This is a genomic window from Lyngbya aestuarii BL J, from assembly GCF_000478195.2.
Lineage (GTDB): Bacteria > Cyanobacteriota > Cyanobacteriia > Cyanobacteriales > Microcoleaceae > Capilliphycus > Capilliphycus aestuarii.
The window spans coordinates 1-20,589 of the sequence record NZ_AUZM01000012.1; the positions used below are offsets into that span (position 1 = coordinate 1).

General features: G+C 40.7%; 21 protein-coding genes. 8 read left to right on the forward strand and 13 right to left on the reverse strand.

Annotated elements, in window-relative coordinates; genetic code table 11:
• Positions 1-238: endonuclease dU (locus M595_RS07255; RefSeq protein ID WP_023065507.1), on the forward strand; the 238-nt coding region annotated here is incomplete at its 5' end.
• A gap of 29 nt (positions 239-267) precedes the next feature.
• Here the strand turns inward: M595_RS07255 and M595_RS07260 are convergent.
• From M595_RS07260 to M595_RS07270, 3 genes are all read right to left on the reverse strand, one after another.
• The gene (locus M595_RS07260; RefSeq protein ID WP_023065569.1) at positions 268-561 is read right to left on the reverse strand and encodes a hypothetical protein; all 294 of its coding nucleotides are present in this window, start codon (positions 559-561) and stop codon (positions 268-270) included.
• Between the two features lie 168 nt (positions 562-729).
• Positions 730-1,854: a cupin-like domain-containing protein gene (locus M595_RS07265; RefSeq protein WP_023065542.1), complete on the reverse strand. Its 1,125-nt coding sequence runs from the start codon at positions 1,852-1,854 to the stop codon at positions 730-732.
• 187 nt (positions 1,855-2,041) lie between these two features.
• Positions 2,042-2,902, reverse strand: coding sequence for a sugar kinase (locus M595_RS07270; RefSeq protein ID WP_023065573.1), 861 nt, complete (start codon positions 2,900-2,902; stop codon positions 2,042-2,044).
• 124 nt (positions 2,903-3,026) lie between these two features.
• Between M595_RS07270 and rsmI the strand changes: the two genes are divergently transcribed.
• The gene (gene rsmI, locus M595_RS07275) at positions 3,027-3,884 is read left to right on the forward strand and encodes a 16S rRNA (cytidine(1402)-2'-O)-methyltransferase (RefSeq protein ID WP_023065518.1); all 858 of its coding nucleotides are present in this window, start codon (positions 3,027-3,029) and stop codon (positions 3,882-3,884) included.
• Positions 3,885-3,942: 58 nt separating this feature from the next.
• Here the strand turns inward: rsmI and M595_RS07280 are convergent, their stop codons facing one another.
• Positions 3,943-4,446 (reverse strand): hypothetical protein, encoded by a 504-nt coding sequence (locus M595_RS07280; RefSeq protein ID WP_023065577.1) that lies wholly within the window; start codon positions 4,444-4,446, stop codon positions 3,943-3,945.
• A 488-nt stretch (positions 4,447-4,934) separates the two neighbouring features.
• Positions 4,935-8,252, reverse strand: a complete 3,318-nt coding sequence (locus M595_RS07285; RefSeq protein WP_023065527.1) for a HEAT repeat domain-containing protein — start codon at positions 8,250-8,252, stop codon at positions 4,935-4,937.
• A gap of 151 nt (positions 8,253-8,403) precedes the next feature.
• On the opposite strand from M595_RS07285, the gene M595_RS07290 reads away from it, so the two are divergent.
• Positions 8,404-10,260 carry a pentapeptide repeat-containing protein gene (locus M595_RS07290; protein ID WP_023065510.1) on the forward strand — a complete coding sequence of 619 codons (1,857 nt, stop codon included), beginning with the start codon at positions 8,404-8,406 and terminating at the stop codon, positions 10,258-10,260.
• A gap of 10 nt (positions 10,261-10,270) precedes the next feature.
• Here M595_RS07290 and M595_RS07295 read toward each other — a convergent pair whose 3' ends face one another.
• From M595_RS07295 to M595_RS07305, 3 genes are all read right to left on the reverse strand, one after another.
• The gene (locus M595_RS07295) at positions 10,271-10,729 is read right to left on the reverse strand and encodes a hypothetical protein (RefSeq protein ID WP_023065535.1); all 459 of its coding nucleotides are present in this window, start codon (positions 10,727-10,729) and stop codon (positions 10,271-10,273) included.
• A 105-nt stretch (positions 10,730-10,834) separates the two neighbouring features.
• Positions 10,835-11,299 (reverse strand): hypothetical protein, encoded by a 465-nt coding sequence (locus M595_RS07300; RefSeq protein WP_023065545.1) that lies wholly within the window; start codon positions 11,297-11,299, stop codon positions 10,835-10,837.
• A 181-nt stretch (positions 11,300-11,480) separates the two neighbouring features.
• A complete protein-coding gene (locus M595_RS07305) occupies positions 11,481-12,155 on the reverse strand; it encodes an MBL fold hydrolase (RefSeq protein ID WP_023065502.1) in 675 nt (224 codons plus the stop codon).
• Between the two features lie 324 nt (positions 12,156-12,479).
• Between M595_RS07305 and M595_RS07310 the strand changes: the two genes are divergently transcribed.
• Positions 12,480-13,961: a site-2 protease family protein gene (locus M595_RS07310; protein ID WP_023065506.1), complete on the forward strand. Its 1,482-nt coding sequence runs from the start codon at positions 12,480-12,482 to the stop codon at positions 13,959-13,961.
• Positions 13,962-14,026: 65 nt separating this feature from the next.
• Here M595_RS07310 and M595_RS31065 read toward each other — a convergent pair whose 3' ends face one another.
• The 3 genes from M595_RS31065 to M595_RS07315 form a co-directional block, all read right to left on the reverse strand.
• On the reverse strand, positions 14,027-14,176 hold the full coding sequence (locus M595_RS31065) for a serine/threonine protein kinase (RefSeq protein ID WP_023065489.1): 150 nt from the start codon (positions 14,174-14,176) through the stop codon (positions 14,027-14,029).
• 15 nt (positions 14,177-14,191) lie between these two features.
• Positions 14,192-14,350, reverse strand: a complete 159-nt coding sequence (locus tag M595_RS31070) for a putative serine/threonine kinase (RefSeq protein WP_023065532.1) — start codon at positions 14,348-14,350, stop codon at positions 14,192-14,194.
• A gap of 72 nt (positions 14,351-14,422) precedes the next feature.
• On the reverse strand, positions 14,423-14,899 hold the full coding sequence (locus M595_RS07315; protein WP_023065540.1) for a DNA phosphorothioation-associated protein 4: 477 nt from the start codon (positions 14,897-14,899) through the stop codon (positions 14,423-14,425).
• Positions 14,900-15,069: 170 nt separating this feature from the next.
• Here M595_RS07315 and lhgD point away from each other — a divergent pair, with 170 nt between their 5' ends.
• Both lhgD and petM read left to right on the forward strand, forming a co-directional pair.
• Positions 15,070-16,257, forward strand: a complete 1,188-nt coding sequence (lhgD, locus tag M595_RS07320; RefSeq protein ID WP_023065492.1) for an L-2-hydroxyglutarate dehydrogenase — start codon at positions 15,070-15,072, stop codon at positions 16,255-16,257.
• A 77-nt stretch (positions 16,258-16,334) separates the two neighbouring features.
• A complete protein-coding gene (gene petM, locus M595_RS07325) occupies positions 16,335-16,436 on the forward strand; it encodes a cytochrome b6-f complex subunit PetM (RefSeq protein ID WP_009783294.1) in 102 nt (33 codons plus the stop codon).
• Positions 16,437-16,692: 256 nt separating this feature from the next.
• On the opposite strand, the gene M595_RS07330 is transcribed toward petM, so the two are convergent.
• A complete protein-coding gene (locus M595_RS07330; protein ID WP_040483741.1) occupies positions 16,693-18,087 on the reverse strand; it encodes an NACHT domain-containing protein in 1,395 nt (464 codons plus the stop codon).
• A 221-nt stretch (positions 18,088-18,308) separates the two neighbouring features.
• Between M595_RS07330 and M595_RS07335 the strand changes: the two genes are divergently transcribed.
• Positions 18,309-19,058: an SH3 domain-containing protein gene (locus M595_RS07335; protein WP_023065557.1), complete on the forward strand. Its 750-nt coding sequence runs from the start codon at positions 18,309-18,311 to the stop codon at positions 19,056-19,058.
• A 126-nt stretch (positions 19,059-19,184) separates the two neighbouring features.
• Complete coding sequence (locus tag M595_RS07340; RefSeq protein WP_023065525.1) at positions 19,185-19,811, forward strand: 4Fe-4S single cluster domain-containing protein; 627 nt, start codon at positions 19,185-19,187, stop codon at positions 19,809-19,811.
• Positions 19,812-19,831: 20 nt separating this feature from the next.
• Here the strand turns inward: M595_RS07340 and M595_RS07345 are convergent, their stop codons facing one another.
• Positions 19,832-20,557, reverse strand: a complete 726-nt coding sequence (locus tag M595_RS07345) for a M15 family metallopeptidase (protein ID WP_023065560.1) — start codon at positions 20,555-20,557, stop codon at positions 19,832-19,834.
• Positions 20,558-20,589 lie beyond the last annotated feature (32 nt).

Genomic DNA, 20,589 nt, shown 5'->3' on the forward strand with positions numbered 1-20,589 from the left:
GATAGAACAGGCGCTACGACGTTTACCTGATGCAGACAAACGACTGCAAATTTTGCGCCGTGCGGGTCAAATTCATGCTTATCCGCCCTTTTTTTTTCAGGTTTGCGGTGAAGAACCGTTGGTGATCGCTCACGCTTTAGAGCGGTTGACAGATTGTGGTAAAGTTCCAGAAGCTCTGCGTTTGGCTCATTTAATTGGTGCGGCTGTGATCACAGGAGAAAGCGGCAGCCAAGCTTAATTGATAGAGACTCAACTGAGGTCAAAAACTTATCCTTTTTCGATAGGTAAATAATTCCGCACATATTGCCAGTGCTGATCTCCACAATGGGCTTTCAAAATATCTCGGGTTTTGACACCAATTACTAATTCTCCTTCAGGGGTATAAGAAAAGTCTTCGCCTGCTTGAATGCCGTTATTTGGGGTTTGGTTGAGAAGATTGAGAGTTTCGGCAACACAAGCTAGGGAATGATGTTCCTGTATCCAGTCGCAAGGGTCAGGAATATCATCGACAGGGGATTTGTACTCGTAGGTATTATTTTTTTGAGAAGATGGTGAAAACATTGCGATTATAAACCTCAGATTTGCAAAATGGCTTACAGTTGACCATAGAATGCCTATTAATCATAATGACTAAAATCTGATCAAATCATCCGTGATTTAATGCCCCTTATGTCTTGATCTTAGCTGAATATTTTATTGATCGAGATCACAACTGTTAGGGGGTTTCAACTAAGTTCGACCAAAGTTAGGATTTTGCCAGTTGTAATAATTAGGAAAAACAAAATTGGTGAATGATACGGAAATACTCACATCTAATGCTCTGACATGATGCCACCAACCAACCGGAATAAAAATGACTTCTCCGGGTTTTAAAATCAGTTCAATGGGTTTAATATTTCGGTAGAGAGGATATTTGTTAAAGTCGGGATTTTCGGGATCAACTTGACTAAACACACCCACATGATTGTAGAGAAAGGGAGTTTGACGAGGGGGAATCAATAAAACCCGTTTTCGACCCAATACTTGAGCTAACATTAAATTAACAGGATCGTGATGTAAGGGGGTAATCGTTCCGGCTGAACCAAACCAAAAAAAGACTCGCCGTGAAGTGTCTTCGGGGTTGAGATATTCGGGGAAAACTTCGAGATCATTCATTAACCCTTTTAAATCTTCTCGATCTAAATTCTGATTATTCGCAACCATATAACAATCATTACTTTCTCCTTTCTCGACTATCCAATCTATATAATCTTTAAGTAATACTTTTTGCCGATGTTTTTGGACATTGAGTTCATACTCAGGATCACTATTGCGATTGGCTTGAACTTCTACTGTTGCCGTGCCATAATGTTGTTTGAGATACTGGGGATTCCAGAGATTTAAAGCTTTCCAGTTGTTCATTATTCCTGTAAAAACTACAGGTTTGTTTTGAGAATAAAACTCATCTAAAAATTCATCTCTATAAAGACTCACTCGACGTTCAACCGTTTCCGCTTGACTGGAAAGCATCGAGAGTTGCTGCTGAATTTGTAGAATAGATTCCAACTTTCGCAACTGTTGAACAAATTGATCTCCGGCTTGATAATAAGGATGATTGGGGGCTTGCGCGACTTCTTCGAGGGCTAACTTCACATCAATCCCATGTTCCACCATTCGCTGCACTAAAACTTCATCAGGTTGATTTAATAACTTATTAATCACCACCCAGGTTTTCCAGGAGTCAGACACTTGAGGCTGAGGTTCAGCGGGTAAATTTAATTGTTGGGCTAACCATTGAAGACTGACTTGTTGTTCATCTTCTAGGGTGATTTGCAAAGGCGGGAGCGTAATTCGCAGAGGTTTAGAATCTGTCATTTTGGCTAAAAAATTATCAATTTTAAAAGGACTAACTGTATTAATTTACTGAATTTTAGTCTAATTGTTTATCATTATTTTTCTATTTTGTCAATCTATTTTCAGTCCGGGTATCAATCCTCTACTTTAGAGGTTACACCCAGAAGAACCCTTTGTGATCAACGGGAAAAAATTTTTCACACAACTGCTAAGACGATTTGATCCATTGACGAGTTCCAAAAGATTGACAAGAACAAGCAGCAATTTCAGCCGCAGCTTTTAATGATTTCACAAAAGAACTTTGCAAAATAAAATGACAAAACGCCCCATGAAACACATCACCAGCCCCTAACGTATCCACCGCCAGAATCGGCGGAATTTGAATTTCACCCTCTCGGTTTGGGCTACGATACTGAATGGGTTGATTTCCTTGGGTGCGGGCAATAAACAAAATATCCATGTCATAGAGATAGGCAAAAACATCAGCCGCAGTTTGACAATCAGGAGGATAAAAATTAGCCGAACAAATGGCATAATCGACATAGGGTAAAACCATTTCAAACCCCGGTTTCCAACTGCCACCATCAATAACAACCGGGATTTCCTGTTCTCGGGCTAGTTTCGCAATTTGTTGACTGACTTCCATTTGATGCCCGTCAATTAAGACAATATCAACCCCATCTAAACAATTTTGAGGTAAACTCTCAACAGAGACTTGTGATTTAACGGCGTTAATTGAAACAACCGTGCGATCGCCTGTTTTTGGAGTCACTAAAATAGAAGAAACCGTTGGCGGTTCGCTGCGAGTTGGGTCTAAATCTGTTAAAATCACATTTTGTTGGGTTAAATCCGCTCGAATCAGTTCGCTGATTGGATGAGTTCCTAGCACGGCTAAAAGTTGAGCCTGATTTTTAAGAAAACTAAATGTAACTGCCGCATTAGTTGCAGGCCCCCCTGCTGCTACCGTATAATCAGAAGCGACAACTTTTTGATTTTGAGCTGGATATTCACTGACCCCATAGAGGAAGTCTAGCGTCACTAATCCAACAAATAGTCCGTTGTGAGTCATATTAACACCCAGAAATATTTTCCCTATCTCAGTGTTTAGCACTTTTGTCGGAATTTAGCTGTTTATGGGTTACTAATTGTGATTAATTGAAAATTTTTGTCTGTCCTTTGTGGGTTGGAAATAAATGGAAGTTAAACCAGGAACGCTTTATGTGGTGGGAACACCGATTGGTAATTTAGGTGATCTAACCTTTCGAGCGGTTCAAACCCTAAAAACTGTAGATTTAATCGCCGCAGAAGATACCCGACACACGGGTAAACTATTACAACATTTTCAAATTCAAACTCCACAAATAAGTTACTATGAACACAATCAACATCGCCGCATTCCTGAAGTCTTAGAAAAGTTGCATCAGGGAAAAGCGATCGCCATTGTTACTGATGCGGGAATACCGGGAATTTCTGATCCAGGATATGAACTGGTGAAAGCTTGTATTGAAGCAGAAATTGCGGTGATTCCGATTCCGGGGGTGAGCGCTTGTTTGACGGCGTTGAGTGTTTCGGGTTTAGAAACAGATCGATTTGTATTTGAAGGATTTTTACCGACAAAAAACAAACTTCGACAGCAACGTTTGCAAGATTTGCGATCGCAATCTCATACTATTATTTTATATGAATCTCCTCATCGTGTACGACAAACGTTACAAGATTTAGCAGAAACTTTAGGAAGCGATCGCCAGATTGTATTTGGGAGAGAGTTAACCAAACTCCATGAAGAATTTTGGCGAGGAAGTCTAGAAGAAGCGATCAAGCATTATGAAAATCGTGAACCCAAAGGTGAATTTACTCTCGTTGTCGCCGGAAAAATTCAAGAAACACCAAAACTATCAGAAAGTGCAATCAAAGCCGAATTAGAGGCATTACTGCGTCAGGGATTAACGCGATCGCAAGCCAGCCGTCAACTGGCTCAAAATATCTCCCTTCCCCGTCGTGAAATTTACCAACTTGCACTCACTTTAGAAGAAGAAAATACTGAGTTATAGGTGAGGTTAAACTGGAGTCAACTGATCCTAAAATTGAGGGTTTAAAGTTAACGATTCTTTATTTTCCCACCATCTGACGATAACCCAGATATCCAATCCCTAAAATCACCGCAATAATCACAAGAAAAGTTGAAAAGGGAAAAGCCGAGAAAAAAATGATTCTAATCCGTGATAAAATCCAAGATAGGGCGAGAAAAGATCCGGCTAAGAAAATAAATCCTTCTAAAGTTCTAAATGCAGGAATAAAGTCTAAAGGCATTCTTTGTTTAGAGATCCACAAAGAAGTAAACAGATAATAAGGAGGAACAATTAGCAATACAAAATCCGCCTGTTTCACCACTAAAGACCATCCTCCGGTATTCGTCGCATAGGCTAAATATCCGACCCAAAATAACATCGTAGTTAATGCCAGCCACAGGTTAAAACTCAAGAGATAGGGTTCTTCCCAATACCCAGGAATGATAAAACAAATTAGCCACGTTAACCAGGGGGCAATCAGGATCAAAAAGATGATCAAATCGCGGTAATTAACGATTTGGGAGAATAAAGCTTCGAGAGTCATTGTTATGGTTATTTTACCCAGTATTTCTATTCTATCCTCTCAAATTCAAGGTCGCTAATCTTACCCGTTCAAGCCTGTTTCAGTTTTCTGGAGGGTTAAATGTTCTCATCCGCATATGATTGATAGGGAGGTGGGGAGGTGGGGAGGTGGGGAGAAAGATGTGTAGCATTATTTTCCGTATTTGATATAACATGAAAGACTTCAATCAACGTAAAAATGGGGATTATAGCAATAAGAAATCATTTGTAAACGACATTGCCCCCCCTTCCCCCCAACATTGGGGGGTGATCTTGATTACTTTTTTACAAATCAGCTAACATTGCTATAGCAGTGTGAAATGATTCGCAAAACTCCAACTCGTTCAAAGCCCCCAGAATTGGGGGTTTGGGGGCGAGATAATTTGAAAATTATTTCCGATTGCTATATATTTAACGATTAACTTCTTTAGAATTGTTATCGGGAATGGGGATGAACATAAATTTGACAATTCATTCACTCAACAAATTCCACAACGCATCAATTCCACTGCCAATAGATTCAGAATCTTGGTGTTGTTCTAGCCAGTCAATAACAGCAGGAAAAACAGCATCGGATTTTTTACCCAACTCACCCAAAGCAGACGCAGCACTCCTACGCGGATAAGAATCTTCATCGGTGAGTGTTTTCAGCAGGGCATCGACCACCGTTTGTGAACTGTTGCCCAACTGACCCAAAGCAGACGCAGCCCCGCCACGCACATCAGAATCTTCATCGGAGAGTTTTTGCAGCAGGGCATCGACCACCGTTTGTGAACTATCGCCCAAATCGCCCAAAGCATAGGCAGCCCACTCACGCACATGAGAATCTTCATCGGTGAGTGTTTGCAGCAGGGCATTTATAACCATTTGTGAACTGTTGCCCAACTCGCCTAACGCAATGGCAGCACTCCTACGCACATCAGAAGCCTCATCGGAGAGCGTTTTCAGTAGGGCATCCACCACCATTTGTGAACTGTTGCCCAACTCACCCAAAGCAATGGCAGCACTCCCACGCACAAAAGAATCTTCATCGGAGAGTGTTTGCAGTAGGGCATCGACCACCGTTTGTGAACCCTTACCCAAAAAACCCAAAGCAAAGGCAGCACTCCTACGCACATCAGAAGCCTCATCGGAGAGCGTTTTCAGTAGGGCATCCACCACCATTTGTGAACTGTTGCCCAACTCACCCAAAGCAATGGCAGCACTCCCACGCATATCAGAAACTTCATCGGAGAGTGTTTGCAGTAGGGCATCTAACACCGTTTGTGAACTGTTGCCCAAGATACCCAAAGCATAGGCAGCCCATCCACGCACATCAGAATTCTCATCAGAGAGTCGTTGAAGCAGAGTATCTACTAACGTTTGTGAACCTATGCCTAATTTGCTCACAGCATTGGCAGCTTTCCAACACATATTATAATTCTCATCAGTCAATCTTAGTAGTAAGGCATCTACTACAATTTCTGAACGATTTCCTAATTCGCCTAAAATTTCTGCGGCTGTCGCCCGCACATCAGAATCTTCATCGGTGAGTTGTTGCAGTAGAGTTTGAATAACTTCCTCTCGTTCTCCTAACTCGACTTGATATTTCTGCAAACGATATTCATCAATTTGATCACTGTGTTCTTTCAACAGTTGCAACGCCTGGGTTTCAAACTCAGTTTCGTAGAGACTGCACAGAATTTTAAAAACTTGCTCACTGACTCGGTTTCCAACTAGCTTTTCATGTTTAATTTCCAACCCTACTAACCGTTCTAAAACGTCTTCAACCAAACCACCATCCGCCACTTTTAAACCCTTCGGATATTCAGCCAAACAACACCCCGCAAATAATAAATCCCGATGCAGCCATTGTTCATACTCACTTCCCCGATTTAAAATTGCCCGAATTGCTTTGGCGGCTTTCTTCGGTTTTTGTTGAGAAATTAACAACAGCAAAACTTCTCGCCAATGGGCATCGTGAAGACAGTCTTTAATCGCATTTAAAACAATCTCAAAATCGTCCTCATTATCGGCTTGATAGTTAACGTCTTGGGCGCAGAGATATTCTTGAAACGTCTTGTGAACAAAAGCATAACAATCTTGACCCTGTTCATTTAACAGTCCGGTTCTATCCCGAATAAACTCAATAAATCGTTCCGCTTCTTGCTTCGCCTGATACCGTTCAATTTGTTTGAGGGTTTTGATTTCTCGACTCAACTGTTCGATCAATTCCTCCCGATCAATAACAGTACCGCCTTCGTTATCCCCGGTATTTCCCTGAGTATGTATCCAAAACGCCAACCCTTCCATCAACCGTTGCAAATCATCTAATTCGAGATAGTTCAGAACGGTATGATTCGAGAGTTCTTTGTTCGCATCCCAAGAGGTTAATAGGGTGTCAACCGCTCGTTGATAAAGTTTGTAGCGTTCTTTCGGTAAAACCGCCTGGTAGCGATGAATCAATGCAATTATCGTTAATAATAGGGGATTTCGTGCCAAGAGTTTAATCCTGTCGTTACCATCGAGCGCTTTTCTGAGGCTATCTTTGCGGCGTTCGGCTTCGGTTTGATCTTTGAATCTGCTCTCATACCAGTTGTTAATAAACTGCTCAATTTTCTCATCATCAAATCGTTTAAGTTCGTAGTGGGGAAACTCCTCAGTTCGGAAAAAGTCGCGCCGATAACCCGCCGGACGAGAGGTAATAATGGCGATATTTTTATCGTACTGTCCGAGAAAGTTTTCAATCCGCCTAACGATGTCAGACCGTTTACTTTCGTCGGCAATTTCATCCAGTCCATCTAATAAAATTAAAGTTCGTCCGTCTTCTAGCCAATATTCAAAAAATCCAGGTGAGAGCGTTTTTACAGACATTCTCTTTTCTGCAAATTGTTTCGCAAAATCGAGAATACCGAGATTCGGGTGTTGGGAAAAATCCCGCATCCGAATTAAAATCGGCAGCCAGTCAACGTTAACATCCAGGCCCAAAAGTTCGGGTCGGTTTTGAGCTAACATCACCGCAAAATAACTCACTAAAGTTGTTTTTCCTGAACCGGGCGCACCCAATAAAACGGCTTTTTTTGAAGAAAATTCTGTTAACAGTTCGGAGGCTAATAATTTTCGACCTGATGAATTTTCAAACAAGACTCGTTCGCGCTGTTCTTGGATTAATTCGGCTTGACGGCTACCTGAAATTAACCACTCCCCTAAGTTTTTTTGAGTCGAAATGTCTTCAACCACATCCGGCATCACAAAAATTTGCGCCAATTTTTCTGATTGATCAACCTCTTGTCCAGGAACAGAAATGCCCGCAAATTTAACATCATCAAACCAATTTTCGAGTTGTTTAAAATAGTTCTCTTTGGCAACTTGAAACTTTAAATAAGTTGAAGTTTTCTCAAAATAAGCCTTGACAAATTGCTCGATCCAAGGTAAAATATCAGATGAATTGAGAGGTATTTTCGAGGTTGTTGCTTCTTGTTCAAAGACTTTAGCTAAAAACGCGATATCGGGTTGACCTTTCTGACTCAAAGGTTTTTGTAATTCCGCCTGTACACCCGAATCAGCCAATACCCGTTCTAGAAATTTAGAAACTCCATTTATTCCGTCAGGACTGACTCGATAAAATAACCCCTTTTGGGCAAGATTTTGCTTTTTTTCCCAATCTTCGGCTACTTTTAAACCGGACGCGATCGCTTTTTCTATATCTGTTTTATTGAGTGTCTTTTTAACCTGTTCTGTTGCTCCTTTCCAGAGGAGATCTCCGACTTTTGGGACAACCCATCCAGCGACAGTAGTGATCGGTTCCATCTGATTAACTTTTAGCGACCTACTTCTACTTTACTCAAATCATCACTGATTTCTGAGATAAATAGATTCAAGTTGATCCGCTATTGTTGTTGAAGAAGGGAGTATCGCCCTCCTGACTGATCGCCCAACTTTAGAAATCAAGCACAGCCCCATGAAAGGCCAACAGGTGTCGCAACTCTATGCTCAAGGTCGCAGAGACTTTCGAGGTCAAAACCTCCGCCATCAATCTTTTCAAGGTCAAAATTTGTCGGGTGCAGACTTTAGCTATGCCGATATCCAAGGAACAAACTTTAAAGGCACCGCCCTGTTGGAAGTGAAGTTTCGAGGGGCAAAAGCTGGACTTCCCAAGGCTTGGGTTGTCATCCTCTCCGGGACAGCCTGGTTGTTATCAGTTTTCTTGGGACTGTCTTTGGTGTTGGTGGGTTATTTTGTGTTGTTGTTTTTCAATATGTCCACTCCTGAAGACGCGAACACGGGTTGGGCTGCACTGGCTTTAATGCTGATCCTGGTTTTTATAGGTGGACGTCGGGGAATTGAACGGGGTTGGGGAGCGTTTATCGATACGATTGAAATTGCGATTGTCGGGATTATTATCGGGGTGATATCTGGACTGGCGAATGTTGTCACGTTGCTCGGTACTTTAGCCATTGCGGGGGTGTTAGCGGGGTTTGCAGGAGCGATCCTGTTTGCATCAGCCGTGGCTTTTGGGGTGATTTTTGCGGTGACTAAGCGTCTGGCTTGGGTGATGAGTCTGACAAAGGTGTTAACGGTGGCGGTGACTGCGAGTGCGATCGCGGGTTATATTTCTGGTGGGGTGAGTGCAATGGCGATCGCAAGTGCTGTTTTTGTGACGTTTTGGTTTGATTATATTGGTTGGCAGGCGATTCAAGGCAACAAAAAATATGTTTTAGTTCACAATTTAGCGGTTAATTTAGCGGCGATGGGAGGAACAAGTTTTCGTCAAGCTGATTTAACAGATGCTAATTTTATTAATGCTAATCTTAAAGGAACTGATTTTCGTCAAGCTAAACTGATCCGAACTCGTTGGCGAGGAGCGAAACAACTCGATCAAGTCCGAGGCGGTAATACTTATTTAGAGAATGCACAAATTCGGGAATTATTACAAACAGGTCAAGGTCAAAACCAGAATTATGATTTTCAAGATTTGCGGGGACTTAGCTTACAAAATGCGAATTTAGCCGGGGCGAGTTTTATCAGTGCCAATCTCAGTTTTACGAATTTACGCGGGGCTGATTTATCGAAAGCAAAATTGATTCAAACTAAATTAAGTCAAGCTAATCTGAATGGGGCTACTTTAACGGGGGCTTTTATTCAAGATTGGGGAATTACCCTCACGACTCAACTGAGAAATATTACCTGTGATTATTTGTTTTTACGGCTTCCGTCTGAAAAGAGTAATGATCCGAATCCCTATCGTCAGCCGTCGGATTGGAATCGAACTTTAAATCCTCAAGAATTTACGGCTTTAATTCGTTCATTTTTGCAAAGTAAACAAAGTTGGTATTCTACTATTTTAGATTCGGCTAATGATAACGGTTCGGAGTTTTCGGGAAAAATTTCTCAAGTTTCTCTCAAAGGAGAAGAAGAATATGAGGAAATTGAAAAACAAAAAAAATCTCAAAGTTTATCGGTGGAAAGGGTTAATCTGGAAACGTCTTTACAACGGGATTTACCTCAAAGTTTAACCGTTTCTGAATCTATTTTAGCACAACAACCTTTACCTCAAAACTTAGCTGCTATTATTTCAGTGATTGAACAGTTTATCCAAGAAATAGAAGCAGTTTATCCGATTAATACAACGTCGGAACAGATGAAAGCCGCAGCAGAAATTGTCGAACAACTGGAAAGTGATCCGATTTTAAAACAGAGTTTAATTGAGACTTTAACGCCTAAAAATGCTGAACAAATTCAACAAGTGATTAATCGTCCTATTGGTTATTTTATTATAAAAGCGATTCAATCTTGGCGAGATAATACAGGTCTATAAACTCAGCTTTTTAACTCCAGTATCCTCGAATGAGTTGGGTAATAGCCAAGGTTTCAAGCATCAGATAAGTAAAAAGATTAGCCTTGAAAAAGGATTGATGAATTCTTGTTTTTTCTACTTCTTTCAACACAATATAGCCAAGGGCTAATTCTAATAAAAAAGAGACGAAAAACATGGGGATGAGTGTAACGATCAGTTCTAAGGGTAATAAGGGAAAATAAAAAGGCAAACAACAATAGATTGAACCCGCAATTAACAGCAACAAAACTCCGATAAAAGTCGAGATTAAGTTGGTACTAAAAGCAATAGAGATGGAACGATAAATTTTGAGTTTGAGTATTTTTCTATGAATAAAAGCTTCAATAAAAATAATTGGAATCAGTAGAAGAACTTGATAGAAAATACTCTGAGTAAAAAGCGGAACTCCAGAATTTGCGAGATAAACCGATGGGAGTGTAAGATACATCATCGAGTGTATAGCTCAAAACAGTAGGGCGCATCAAATCGGGTAAATATTAATCGAAATTAACTTAAGATAACCCACTGATACACCCGACCAATCCCCTAAAAAAGCTTAAAGAACTTGATGAGTATAACTGTGTTGTTTAACATTATCCTCTGCGCTAACAATTCGCTCAGAATTTAAAATTCGTTTCCGTTCTAAGGAATAGTTAAACTCTTGAAAAACTGTCCCTAAAGCAATATGAGATTGAGCATTGGGGCGACTTTTATAAGTTCGGGTGGCGGAGATCAACCTTTCTTTGAACTCATCGGCTAATTGAACTTCGGGTGGAAATTCCGGGGGAATTTGTACAGTATCGCCCGTGAGAACCGCTCCTATTGTTGTTGCACAAGCTTTTTGATAAGAGGTGGGAATTCCTTTGAGTATGGCTTCTAGGGCGGCTGAGGGAATGGGTTCAATAATTTCGACTTGATGAACTTCCCCTTCTTCTTTGAGAAAGCAGGTGGCTAAACCGATAATCACGTAGTCATCTGTGGAAATATCTGGAGCGTTAGGATAGGTTGTCGTTGAAGTCATAGGGTTTGGTCAGATTTCAGAGAAATATTATCGAGGTAAATTTATTTAATCGTGTGATCGCTAAACTCACAAACTGTATTTTACCAAAGTTTGGATCAGATCAAGCGAAAGAGGAGACAGAAATACACTGAAAAATATTGATAAATCTTAACAAAAGTCCAGAGAACAAAGATGAATCAAATTACAATAATATTTCTGTCTGTAACAACGCCTCTAAATCCAAACTCGCAAGTTGATCGTAGGCTTGGTCAATCACCCGTTTACCGCGTAAGGCGCCAGTATTAGCCCCAGGACAGATAAATTGCAGGGTAGACTGTGAAAATTGCTCAATTAAGCGTTTAACACTCTGAATTTGTCGTGGCCAATGAAAGGTTTTCGCGGTGCGTAGCGGGACAGGTAAACCCTGAAGATTGGGTAACAAGTGACGGCCACTAAACAAGATCCCGACCTGGGAGTTAGAGTATAAACAGGACGAACCGGGAGAGTGGCCGGGAGTCCAAATCATTTGGCTGTGAGGAGTAAGGGTAAATTCCTGTTGAAACGAAGTAACAGTGGCTTCGGGAATCAGATAAGCCTCTTGTTCTTGGATGAGGAGATGACATTCTGTGGCTTGCTGAATTTTGCGGGCGTTACCGATGCTTTCGCGATGAGTAATCACTAACCAGTCAAGTCCACCCTGTTGTTCAATAAAATTCCGGTTAACCTCATCCCAAGCGGGAGTATCGATTAAAATATTTGTCTGATCTTCGATCAAAAAGTACGCTGTTCCCCCTAACGTCTCTCGGTTGGGAGAAAAAGCCCAAACATTATCCAAGATAGGCTGTGGGGGTTTAGAAACGGGTCGGGACTCTACCATAAAAATCAATGCTTCGCTAAACTCAAATGATGGGATGAAACTGTGGGTCTCCAAGCCAGAGTGATAGTATCTGGCACTCAACACGCTAATCTAGAAACAGGCAATCGTCATCCCAAGCTAGAATAATCAACTTATGGATTGTATTTACAGGCATTGTATCTGTTTCCCCCTTGATCTCTAACTGATGAACTCAAGTGGGATAATAGCATAGCAGAGAATTTAGTCTAAGCATCAGTTTGAGTTAATGGCTGCTGGTATTTGTTCAGTCTACTCATTTTAATTGTTGATTTTAGACTAGGTAATTAGTCGCAGTAAAATTAGATCATGCTTCTTTGGTTGTGGTTACTCCTTTTAGGGTTGATAACGTACTGGATTTTGCGACGGGGTGTGGCTCGCATTACCCGTACACCGATTTGGATTTTGTGGCTGGTGATGATGACACCTGCGCTGATTTGGAGTACCTGGCAGCTTGTCTATGGTGAACAGAAGCGCATTCCCCCGGAATTGATCATCATCCCCTTTATTGTTTGTCCTTGTGTTTACTGGTTCCTGGTTAAACTCGGACGCCAAAGCCCACCTCCAACTGATTCGTCAACGACATCGACTTCAGCAATGACTTCTGAACCGACACCAAAATCACCACCGCCTCGTGTGATCACACCCGCCGAAGAAAGTCAACTCCGTGAATGCTTTCCCTGGTCAGTTTTTCCCCTACAAAAACTAGAACATCGGCCCCAAGCGGTCATTTGTCGTGGTCAAATCCGCTCTAACCCTGAACTGGTCTACCAAACGATTCGAGATCAAATTAAGGCTCGGTTTGGCGATCGCTTTATCGTCGTCTTTCAAACGGATTTGAATGATCAGCCGTTTTTTGCCCTCGTTCCCAATCCTTTCCTCGAAAAATCCAAAACAATTACTCGCAATGACTTCTTAAATCGACCGATTCTGGCTTTGGCGTTGTTGGTGATTACAGTTTTTACCACAACAATGGTGGGAGTGAAAATGACAGAGATCTCTCCAGAAATTTGGCGATCTGATCCGAGTTGGTTACTGAAAGGATTACCTTATGCTTTGGCGTTGATGGCAATTTTAGGGATTCACAAATCTGTTCACTATTTGGCGGCTCGATATTATCAAATTCGCCCCACCTTACCTTATTTTATTCCCGTGCCGTTCTTTCCCGGGACGTTTGGGGCGTTTATGCAAATACGATCACCCCTTCCCCACCGTCGAGCTTTATTTGATGTCAGTATTGCTGGCCCTTGGGCTGGATTTATCGCCACGTTACCGATTTTGATTTGGGGATTAGCGCATTCAACTGTGGTTCCAATCCCACCCGATGGTACAGGAATTTTTAACGTTAATGCCATTGATCCGCGTTTTTCGCTGTTGTTAACGGTATTGAGTAAGTTAATTCTGGGAACACAATTGACGGCGACTCATGCGATCGATCTTCATCCGGTGGCGATCGCGGGTTATCTGGGTTTAATCCTCACCGCGTTTCATTTCCTTCCCATTGGTCTTTGTGATGGGGGTCACATGATTCATGCGATGATGGGTCAACGAACCAGTATGGCGATTGGTCAAGTTTCTCGCATCTTAATTCTCGTTTTGGGATTCACTCGTCAGGAGTTTTTATACTTAGCCATTATCCTGTTTTTATTACCGCTTAATGATGAACCTGCGTTGAATGATGTTAGCGAATTGAATAATATTCGAGACTTTATCGGTTTGCTGACGCTGGCTTTATTATTGGTTATTCTTTTACCTGTTCCTCAAACAATTGCTCAATGGTTGAATTATTAACTCGCAGAAAAAGCACCAACCCTAGTCAGGTTTATATTCAATTTCATCTCGTTAGCTGTTTTTCCCTATTTGCCATAAGTTTGTGCTAAATGTTCTAACAGTAAGCGATGAATAAAAATATAACCCCCTCCCACTTGTTTAAAATGAGCGTATAGACGAGGAATTTGATCAGAATGACCTAATTTATCTAAAACTTCTGCTTCTCGCTGAAACAATTGTTGTGCCTGTTTTCAGGCTGCGGGTTGATGAAATTGCGGTTGAAACTGTTTAACAACACAAAAGGGATTTCCGGGTAAATCGTGATCGCGTGCTAAGTAGGTTTTCCCAAAGCCGCCACTTCCTAAGAAACGAATAATTTCAGATCGTTCTCGCAGTTGTTTTCCCAGCATTCTAATAAGATGTAAGACGGTATTTTAATTTTGACATAGAAAAACTTGAATTGAAATCGTTGAATTCAAATTTTAATTCAAAAATCGAGTTAAATCAAATTCTTGAGCGGGTGCTGATTGAGTATCACGATCACGTTCTGACATCAGCAACAATAATAATCGATCTGAATAATCCACCGCCCCGCGACATTCTTCTCGCAAGACTTCTAATCCCCCATTGGCATATTCTTCAAAAATTGCCGCCCGTTTTTCTTCAGAGTCTGTATCAAAAGGAGAAAGGATTTGTGGATCATTAATTTCTAAAAAGGCGATGAGTTTAATCACCAAATCATAGCCGCGAGAAATAAAAACCTCTAAAGAAATGGGTGACGGTTCTCGCTTAGAAACTGCTTCTAGAGGAATTCGTTTTTTGTGGCGTATTCCTAATGTTGCTGCAAATACCATCACATCGGCGTAGGTTTGAAATGGGCCTGTTTTGCCCTCAGATTCAGTTAAGGCTTTGACAAAATCTGCTTTATCCTTTGCTACTCGAATTCGATTAAATGCCATGACATTTACATTTAATTGAGCATTGACCGTTTGATCTTCCTCTAATATTATAAGTGACCTGAACTTGACCCGCAATAGATTATTAAATTTTACGCCGACAACTTGTTAAAAACTAGATTAAACGGTAAGATAAAGTTTAAAATTGTCAACCTGATTAAGTTTGTTAATTTATGTATGATTTTGTAATTATTGGAGGCGGAATTGTTGGTTTATCAACGGCAATGGCTTTAGGTCAACGTTATCCTCAAGCTCAAATTCTGCTGTTAGAAAAAGAAAACCATTTTGCTCCTCATCAAACGGGAAATAATAGCGGTGTCATTCATTCAGGAATTTATTATAAACCTGGAAGCTTAAGAGCCAAGCTTTGTCGAGAAGGCTGTCAGTCGATGGTAGAGTTTTGTCAAAAATATAATATTGAGTATGATGTTTGTGGTAAAGTTATTGTTGCCACCGAACCGGAAGAATTACCTCTCCTCGAAAATCTCTATCAACGAGGTTTAGAAAATGGTCTTGAAATCCAAAAAATCACGGCAGAACAGGTCAAAGAAGTTGAACCCTACGTCCAGTGTTTAGCCGGAATTAAAGTCAATTCAACGGGAATTGTTAACTATACTCAAGTTGCCCAAAAATACGCAGAAATCATTGCAGAACGAGGGGCAAAACTCCAACTTTCGACAAAAGTAGAGACTATTAAAAATACCTCAGAAGGGGCAATAATTCAAACCAATAAAGGCGAATTTAAAGCTAAATTTTTAATTAATTGTGCGGGACTCTATAGTGATAGAATTACTCAGTTAGGTGGAGTCAAACCCCAAGCTAAAATTATTCCCTTCCGAGGTGAATACTATGAACTCATTCCTGAAAAACGCCATTTAGTTAAAACTCTAATTTATCCAGTTCCAAATCCCAATTTTCCCTTCTTAGGGGTTCATTTTACCCGGATGATTGACGGGAATGTTCATGCTGGGCCTAATGCTGTTTTAAGTCTGAAACGAGAAGGCTATAAAAAGACTGATTTTGACTTTGCAGATACCGTTGATACACTGACTTATCCGGGGTTTTGGAAACTCGCCACCAAACACGCCAAAGATGGCATTGAAGAAATTATTCGCTCTTTTAATAAAGCGGCATTTGTTCAGAGTTTACAACGTTTAATCCCTGAAGTTCAATCAGAAGATTTAATTCCAACTCATGCAGGAGTGCGGGCGCAAGCGTTGAAAAATGATGGCAAACTGGTGGATGATTTTTTAATTGTAGAAGGACGTAACGCCATGCACGTTTGTAACGCTCCCTCTCCGGCTGCTACCGCTTCCCTAGAAATTGGGAAAGCTATTGTCGAGAAAGTCGCAAATGTATAATGAGGAAAAAAGCTTGACCAAAGGGACACTAAAATACTAGATTTAAAAAGGATAACATCAAGGAGAGATCAAAATCTATGGCTGGTGAAATCATTTATGTTTCAGTCTTGTGCTTTTCTATCGTTTTAGTCGGTTTAGCAGGTGGCTTTCTGTTACTCAAGCTTCAAGGCGGAGAATAAGTCTAGTAACTTAGCTTAAAACTGAATAAAAAACCGAGGGCGATCGCACTTTTAATCAAAGCGATCGCTTAATTTTTGATATTCACTATAGAGGGGATCATCTGTCACTTTTTAACCCTCTTTTTACCGCATTGTCAAATCGATATTTTGCCGACATAATACGACTAACTCTAGCTTTTCTGGATATTTTAGGATAGACATTCGCTTGATTTATATCGGTATTAAACCCTCTGTATCTTTATTCAAACAATCAAAATTACAGTTGAGAAAAATGATGTTGAAGTAGACGATGAATAAACCGATAACGACGACCTACTTTCTGTAAAAGTAAGCGTTTAGTTGCTGTATCTAAAAACTGATTAGTTTGCCAAGGAAGATAACCTTTTAAAGACAAAAAGCTTCGTAAAACAAACTGTTTTATCCAGTCATTAATCGCAAATCGCTTATAGATAGCCGCCCAAATTATACCTAAAATCATTCCGCCTAAAACCACCCAAATTGAACGAACAATTACCCCGATTGCAATGAAAGCCACAATTCCCCACCAAATCAACCCCGAAATAAATTTAACCCCAATCTTATATTTTTTTTCTTGCTCAAAATCTTGTAACCAACTGGGGGAAATTTCTTGAATCGAAAACTCAGATTTATTTTCTTCTTCTAAACGTTTTGCTAACCACTCCAAACCCTGCCTAACTGTTTCTAAATTTCGTTCTTCCCAGTTCTTTCTAGAGGTTGACTGTTCTCGGTGAGGTGCGATTTGAGATCTAATATAAGCATTAAATAAATATTGTCGTTGTTCTTTGAAAGTTTCTAAACGCTTCCAAGAAGAGATTAAAATTTCTTCATAGGCTAAAGTCATCATACTCAGCAGTAGCGGTTTTTTCGCTAACTTCAATAAGCTTTCATCCTCAGCAATATTATTCCACAGTTCTCGGCTACGAGCATTCATCAAATAATCTCTAATTTGTTTTTTGGTGAGTGGACGCAGTAAAATTGCTCCATTGAGTTGTAAAACTGCTTCACAATGATGATAAACTTCTACACTGCTACAAACTACCAAATGTAGAGGACAAACATCACTCGACAAAAATTCATTGAGTTTGAGAATACATTGATTGTGTTGATTGTTTCCCACTTCATCCAAACTATCTAATAGAGGTAAAATTTGTAAGTTTTCAAGCCAATCTTTACCGATCTCGGCGGGAATGTTATACTTAATCTTAAGTTGGTCAATAATCCAATTTTCAATTGATTGTTCACTATCGGTCCAAGTTGCTAAATTTAATAATATCGGTACGGGTTCTCCATTATCCTTAATCGCCCGTTTTACCAAGACCTTCGCTAACCCCATTAATGTTGTTGTTTTTCCCGCCCCTGTTCCCCCGAGAATCAACAGCTTTCCCCCAATTCGATCAAAAACGGGGATAATTCCACAGTTGGAGGAGAGTCGAAAACTAGGACGATTTCCCACCTTGGCTTCGATATCCCAAATTCGCCGCATTCGTAAGGGGGGAGTTTCCTGGGCTAACTGGGTTAAAACCGCTCTGTGAGGTGATTGTAGCCGAGATTGCTTGACTTCATTTTTCACCTGCTGAAGCAGTTGATAACGTTTCTGATAGGGCAATCGATGGGAATTGAATCGTAACATAGAAGTATAAGATAGTGGCGATCAATATAAAGCCAGCTCAAGTTTAATTGGATTTAATTTAAAATATACAGGGTAGACGATGATTTAAAATCTCAAGATCAAATTTTAAGAGAAAATCCTGAATTTTCAGGCGTAATCTCGAAACTCATAACACAGACTCAACAGCTTTTCAGACTAAATTGGTTCAATAAATTTTCCTGGAGAAACGAGGCTTATATAAGATGTCCTTCAAACCTAGCCAGTTGATGATTGCAGGTGCAGCCGGACTCACGACAGCCGTGATTGTAGCTTATCTGACGGTATCGACCCATTCTTCTCAATCTCCTACCGCATCGACTTTAAACTCTGTGAGTCAACCCCAAACGACTCCTTCTCCCACCGCCGCAGCGCCCGCGAACCCTCCGATTTCCTCTCCTTCTTCACAAACAAACCCCGTCGTTATTCGACCCCCGGTCGAAAATTGTCGCATCAGTATGGCAGTGGTTGATGACCCGGAACCGCCTTTAAATGTTCGTTCCTCCCCAGAAGTTCAAGACGGTAATATTGTCGGTCAACTCGATAATGATACATTTATTTCTGTGGTGAATGAAGATCAAGGTTGGCTACAAATTAGTAGTCCAGTAGAAGGATGGGTTGCCAAAAATCGCACGAATAGTAGTTGTGCAAATGTAGAAACACCCATTAACTTTTTACAAGGGGGAAGTTCCGCTATTATTCGAGGGGAAATTATCGGTGGAGGCAGCCATCGTTATACTCTCAATGCCGGATCGGGTCAAATTTTAACGGTGGAAAGTCGTCAACAAGTTTTTCCACGGATTGTCACCCCAGATGGAGAACTTTTAGCCGGAGATCCCTATACTGAAAATCTGACTGAATGGACGGGTGAACTTCCCCAAACCGGAGAATATACCCTAGAACTTGATTCTAACTTTCGCGGATATGAATATGAATTTTTGGTGAAAGTTGAATAAGCGGTAAAATCTTAAATAAAAATTCAGATGTAGAGACGTAGCATCCAACCTATCTACAATAAATTAAAATTAAAGATATCCAAAATAGAGAAGTAGGCATCAACCGAGTTGCTAAACGGATTTGATATGAACAAGTTAATTTTTAATCCTCCTGCTTTGCTAGCAGAAATTCCCCCCGGATATCTCAATATCATGGGTTATGTTGATGAGTCTGAAGTCAATGGCCCCGGTTGTCGGGCGGTGATTTGGGTTCAAGGGTGTCAGCGAGAATGTGGGGGATGTTTCAATCCTCCTTCTTGGTCTTTTGAAGCCAATCAGTTGATCAAAGTTGAAGAATTAGCTGATAAAATTGTTAGTCATTCTTCTAATCAAGGTGTCACCTTTTCAGGCGGAGAACCCTTTTGGCAAGCCCCCGCTTTAACCCAATTGGCAAAACGTTTAAAAGCCAAGGGTTTAAATGTGATGTCATTTACGGGGTTTACCTTAGAAGAATTACACTCACCTCACGCCCCGGTCGGTTCTCAAGACTTGTTAGATGAATTAGATCTTTTAATTGATGGGCCGTTTGTCGAATCTTTAGCGATTCATTCACCGGAATCTTTAGTGTCTTCTCGCAATCAAAAAGTTAGGGTTTTTAATCCCGAATTTGCGGATAAACTGACTTGGGCCAGCGATCAAATTGAAATTCACGTTCTCAAAGATGGCCGGCGAATTGTGACTGGATTTTTGGGTCAGATGAATTTAGGAGAGTGAAATTTTAAATAATTTTAATGTTAAGGAACCTGATCGAGTTGTACATTGAGGAGGGAATATTGATTCCAATCGACTGCATCAAAATGCCACCATTCGGTAATCAAAGAATCAAAGCCATATTGTTTCATTTTGTATTCCAATAAGTTGCTATTGCGGCGAACTTCTGGAGGATGAGAATAATAATCTCGGGCGGCTTTATCGGTAAAATCATCAAAATCAGTCGGCATTTTTAATTCCTCACCGGTGCGGAGATCCACTAACGTTAAATCAACCGCCGCCCCCCGATTATGACGAGAACCTCTTGCGGGGTTAGCCACATAACGACCATCGGGTAAAATCTCCCACATTTGTTTCGTCACAGACCAAGGTCGATAACAATCAAAAACTTTGAGTCCTAAGCCCATTTCTTCTAAGTCTTGCTGGACGTTGGACAGAGATTGGGCAACATCAGCCCGCAGCAAACACCGAGGAACAGAATAGAGTTTTCGTTGTAAAAAATTGTTAGTCGTGGCGTAACGAATATCTAGTTTAATATTCGGATTAATCTCCTGAATATCAATAAGCTTTTCTCCATCTTGAACTTGAGAATAGACTTGAATTGAAGGAGAATTAGACGAAGTTTGTGCCATTTCTACCGCCATTGCGGGTTCATAATTCACCTGAAGTTCAGTCGGAGGAACTGTCGTGAGATGACATCCAACGACCGAGAGTAATACCGTAAAAAATAAGAAAAATTTTCGAGTCATGTTCTCAGTCTTAGAACTCGATAAAAGTTTAA

Excerpts from the sequence above, each read along its gene's own strand:
- M595_RS07260 (WP_023065569.1), bottom strand. The coding sequence starts at position 561 with ATGTTTTCACCATCTTCTCAAAAAAATAATACCTACGAGTACAAATCC.
- M595_RS07265 (WP_023065542.1), bottom strand. The coding sequence starts at position 1,854 with ATGACAGATTCTAAACCTCTGCGAATTACGCTCCCGCCTTTGCAAATC.
- M595_RS07270 (WP_023065573.1), bottom strand. The coding sequence starts at position 2,902 with ATGACTCACAACGGACTATTTGTTGGATTAGTGACGCTAGACTTCCTC.
- rsmI (WP_023065518.1), top strand. The coding sequence starts at position 3,027 with ATGGAAGTTAAACCAGGAACGCTTTATGTGGTGGGAACACCGATTGGT.
- M595_RS07280 (WP_023065577.1), bottom strand. The coding sequence starts at position 4,446 with ATGACTCTCGAAGCTTTATTCTCCCAAATCGTTAATTACCGCGATTTG.
- M595_RS07285 (WP_023065527.1), bottom strand. The coding sequence starts at position 8,252 with ATGGAACCGATCACTACTGTCGCTGGATGGGTTGTCCCAAAAGTCGGA.
- M595_RS07290 (WP_023065510.1), top strand. The coding sequence starts at position 8,404 with ATGAAAGGCCAACAGGTGTCGCAACTCTATGCTCAAGGTCGCAGAGAC.
- M595_RS07295 (WP_023065535.1), bottom strand. The coding sequence starts at position 10,729 with ATGATGTATCTTACACTCCCATCGGTTTATCTCGCAAATTCTGGAGTT.
- M595_RS07300 (WP_023065545.1), bottom strand. The coding sequence starts at position 11,299 with ATGACTTCAACGACAACCTATCCTAACGCTCCAGATATTTCCACAGAT.
- M595_RS07305 (WP_023065502.1), bottom strand. The coding sequence starts at position 12,155 with ATGGTAGAGTCCCGACCCGTTTCTAAACCCCCACAGCCTATCTTGGAT.
- M595_RS07310 (WP_023065506.1), top strand. The coding sequence starts at position 12,480 with ATGCTTCTTTGGTTGTGGTTACTCCTTTTAGGGTTGATAACGTACTGG.
- M595_RS31070 (WP_023065532.1), bottom strand. The coding sequence starts at position 14,350 with ATGCTGGGAAAACAACTGCGAGAACGATCTGAAATTATTCGTTTCTTA.
- M595_RS07315 (WP_023065540.1), bottom strand. The coding sequence starts at position 14,899 with ATGGCATTTAATCGAATTCGAGTAGCAAAGGATAAAGCAGATTTTGTC.
- lhgD (WP_023065492.1), top strand. The coding sequence starts at position 15,070 with ATGTATGATTTTGTAATTATTGGAGGCGGAATTGTTGGTTTATCAACG.
- petM (WP_009783294.1), top strand. The coding sequence starts at position 16,335 with ATGGCTGGTGAAATCATTTATGTTTCAGTCTTGTGCTTTTCTATCGTT.
- M595_RS07330 (WP_040483741.1), bottom strand. The coding sequence starts at position 18,087 with ATGTTACGATTCAATTCCCATCGATTGCCCTATCAGAAACGTTATCAA.
- M595_RS07335 (WP_023065557.1), top strand. The coding sequence starts at position 18,309 with ATGTCCTTCAAACCTAGCCAGTTGATGATTGCAGGTGCAGCCGGACTC.
- M595_RS07340 (WP_023065525.1), top strand. The coding sequence starts at position 19,185 with ATGAACAAGTTAATTTTTAATCCTCCTGCTTTGCTAGCAGAAATTCCC.
- M595_RS07345 (WP_023065560.1), bottom strand. The coding sequence starts at position 20,557 with ATGACTCGAAAATTTTTCTTATTTTTTACGGTATTACTCTCGGTCGTT.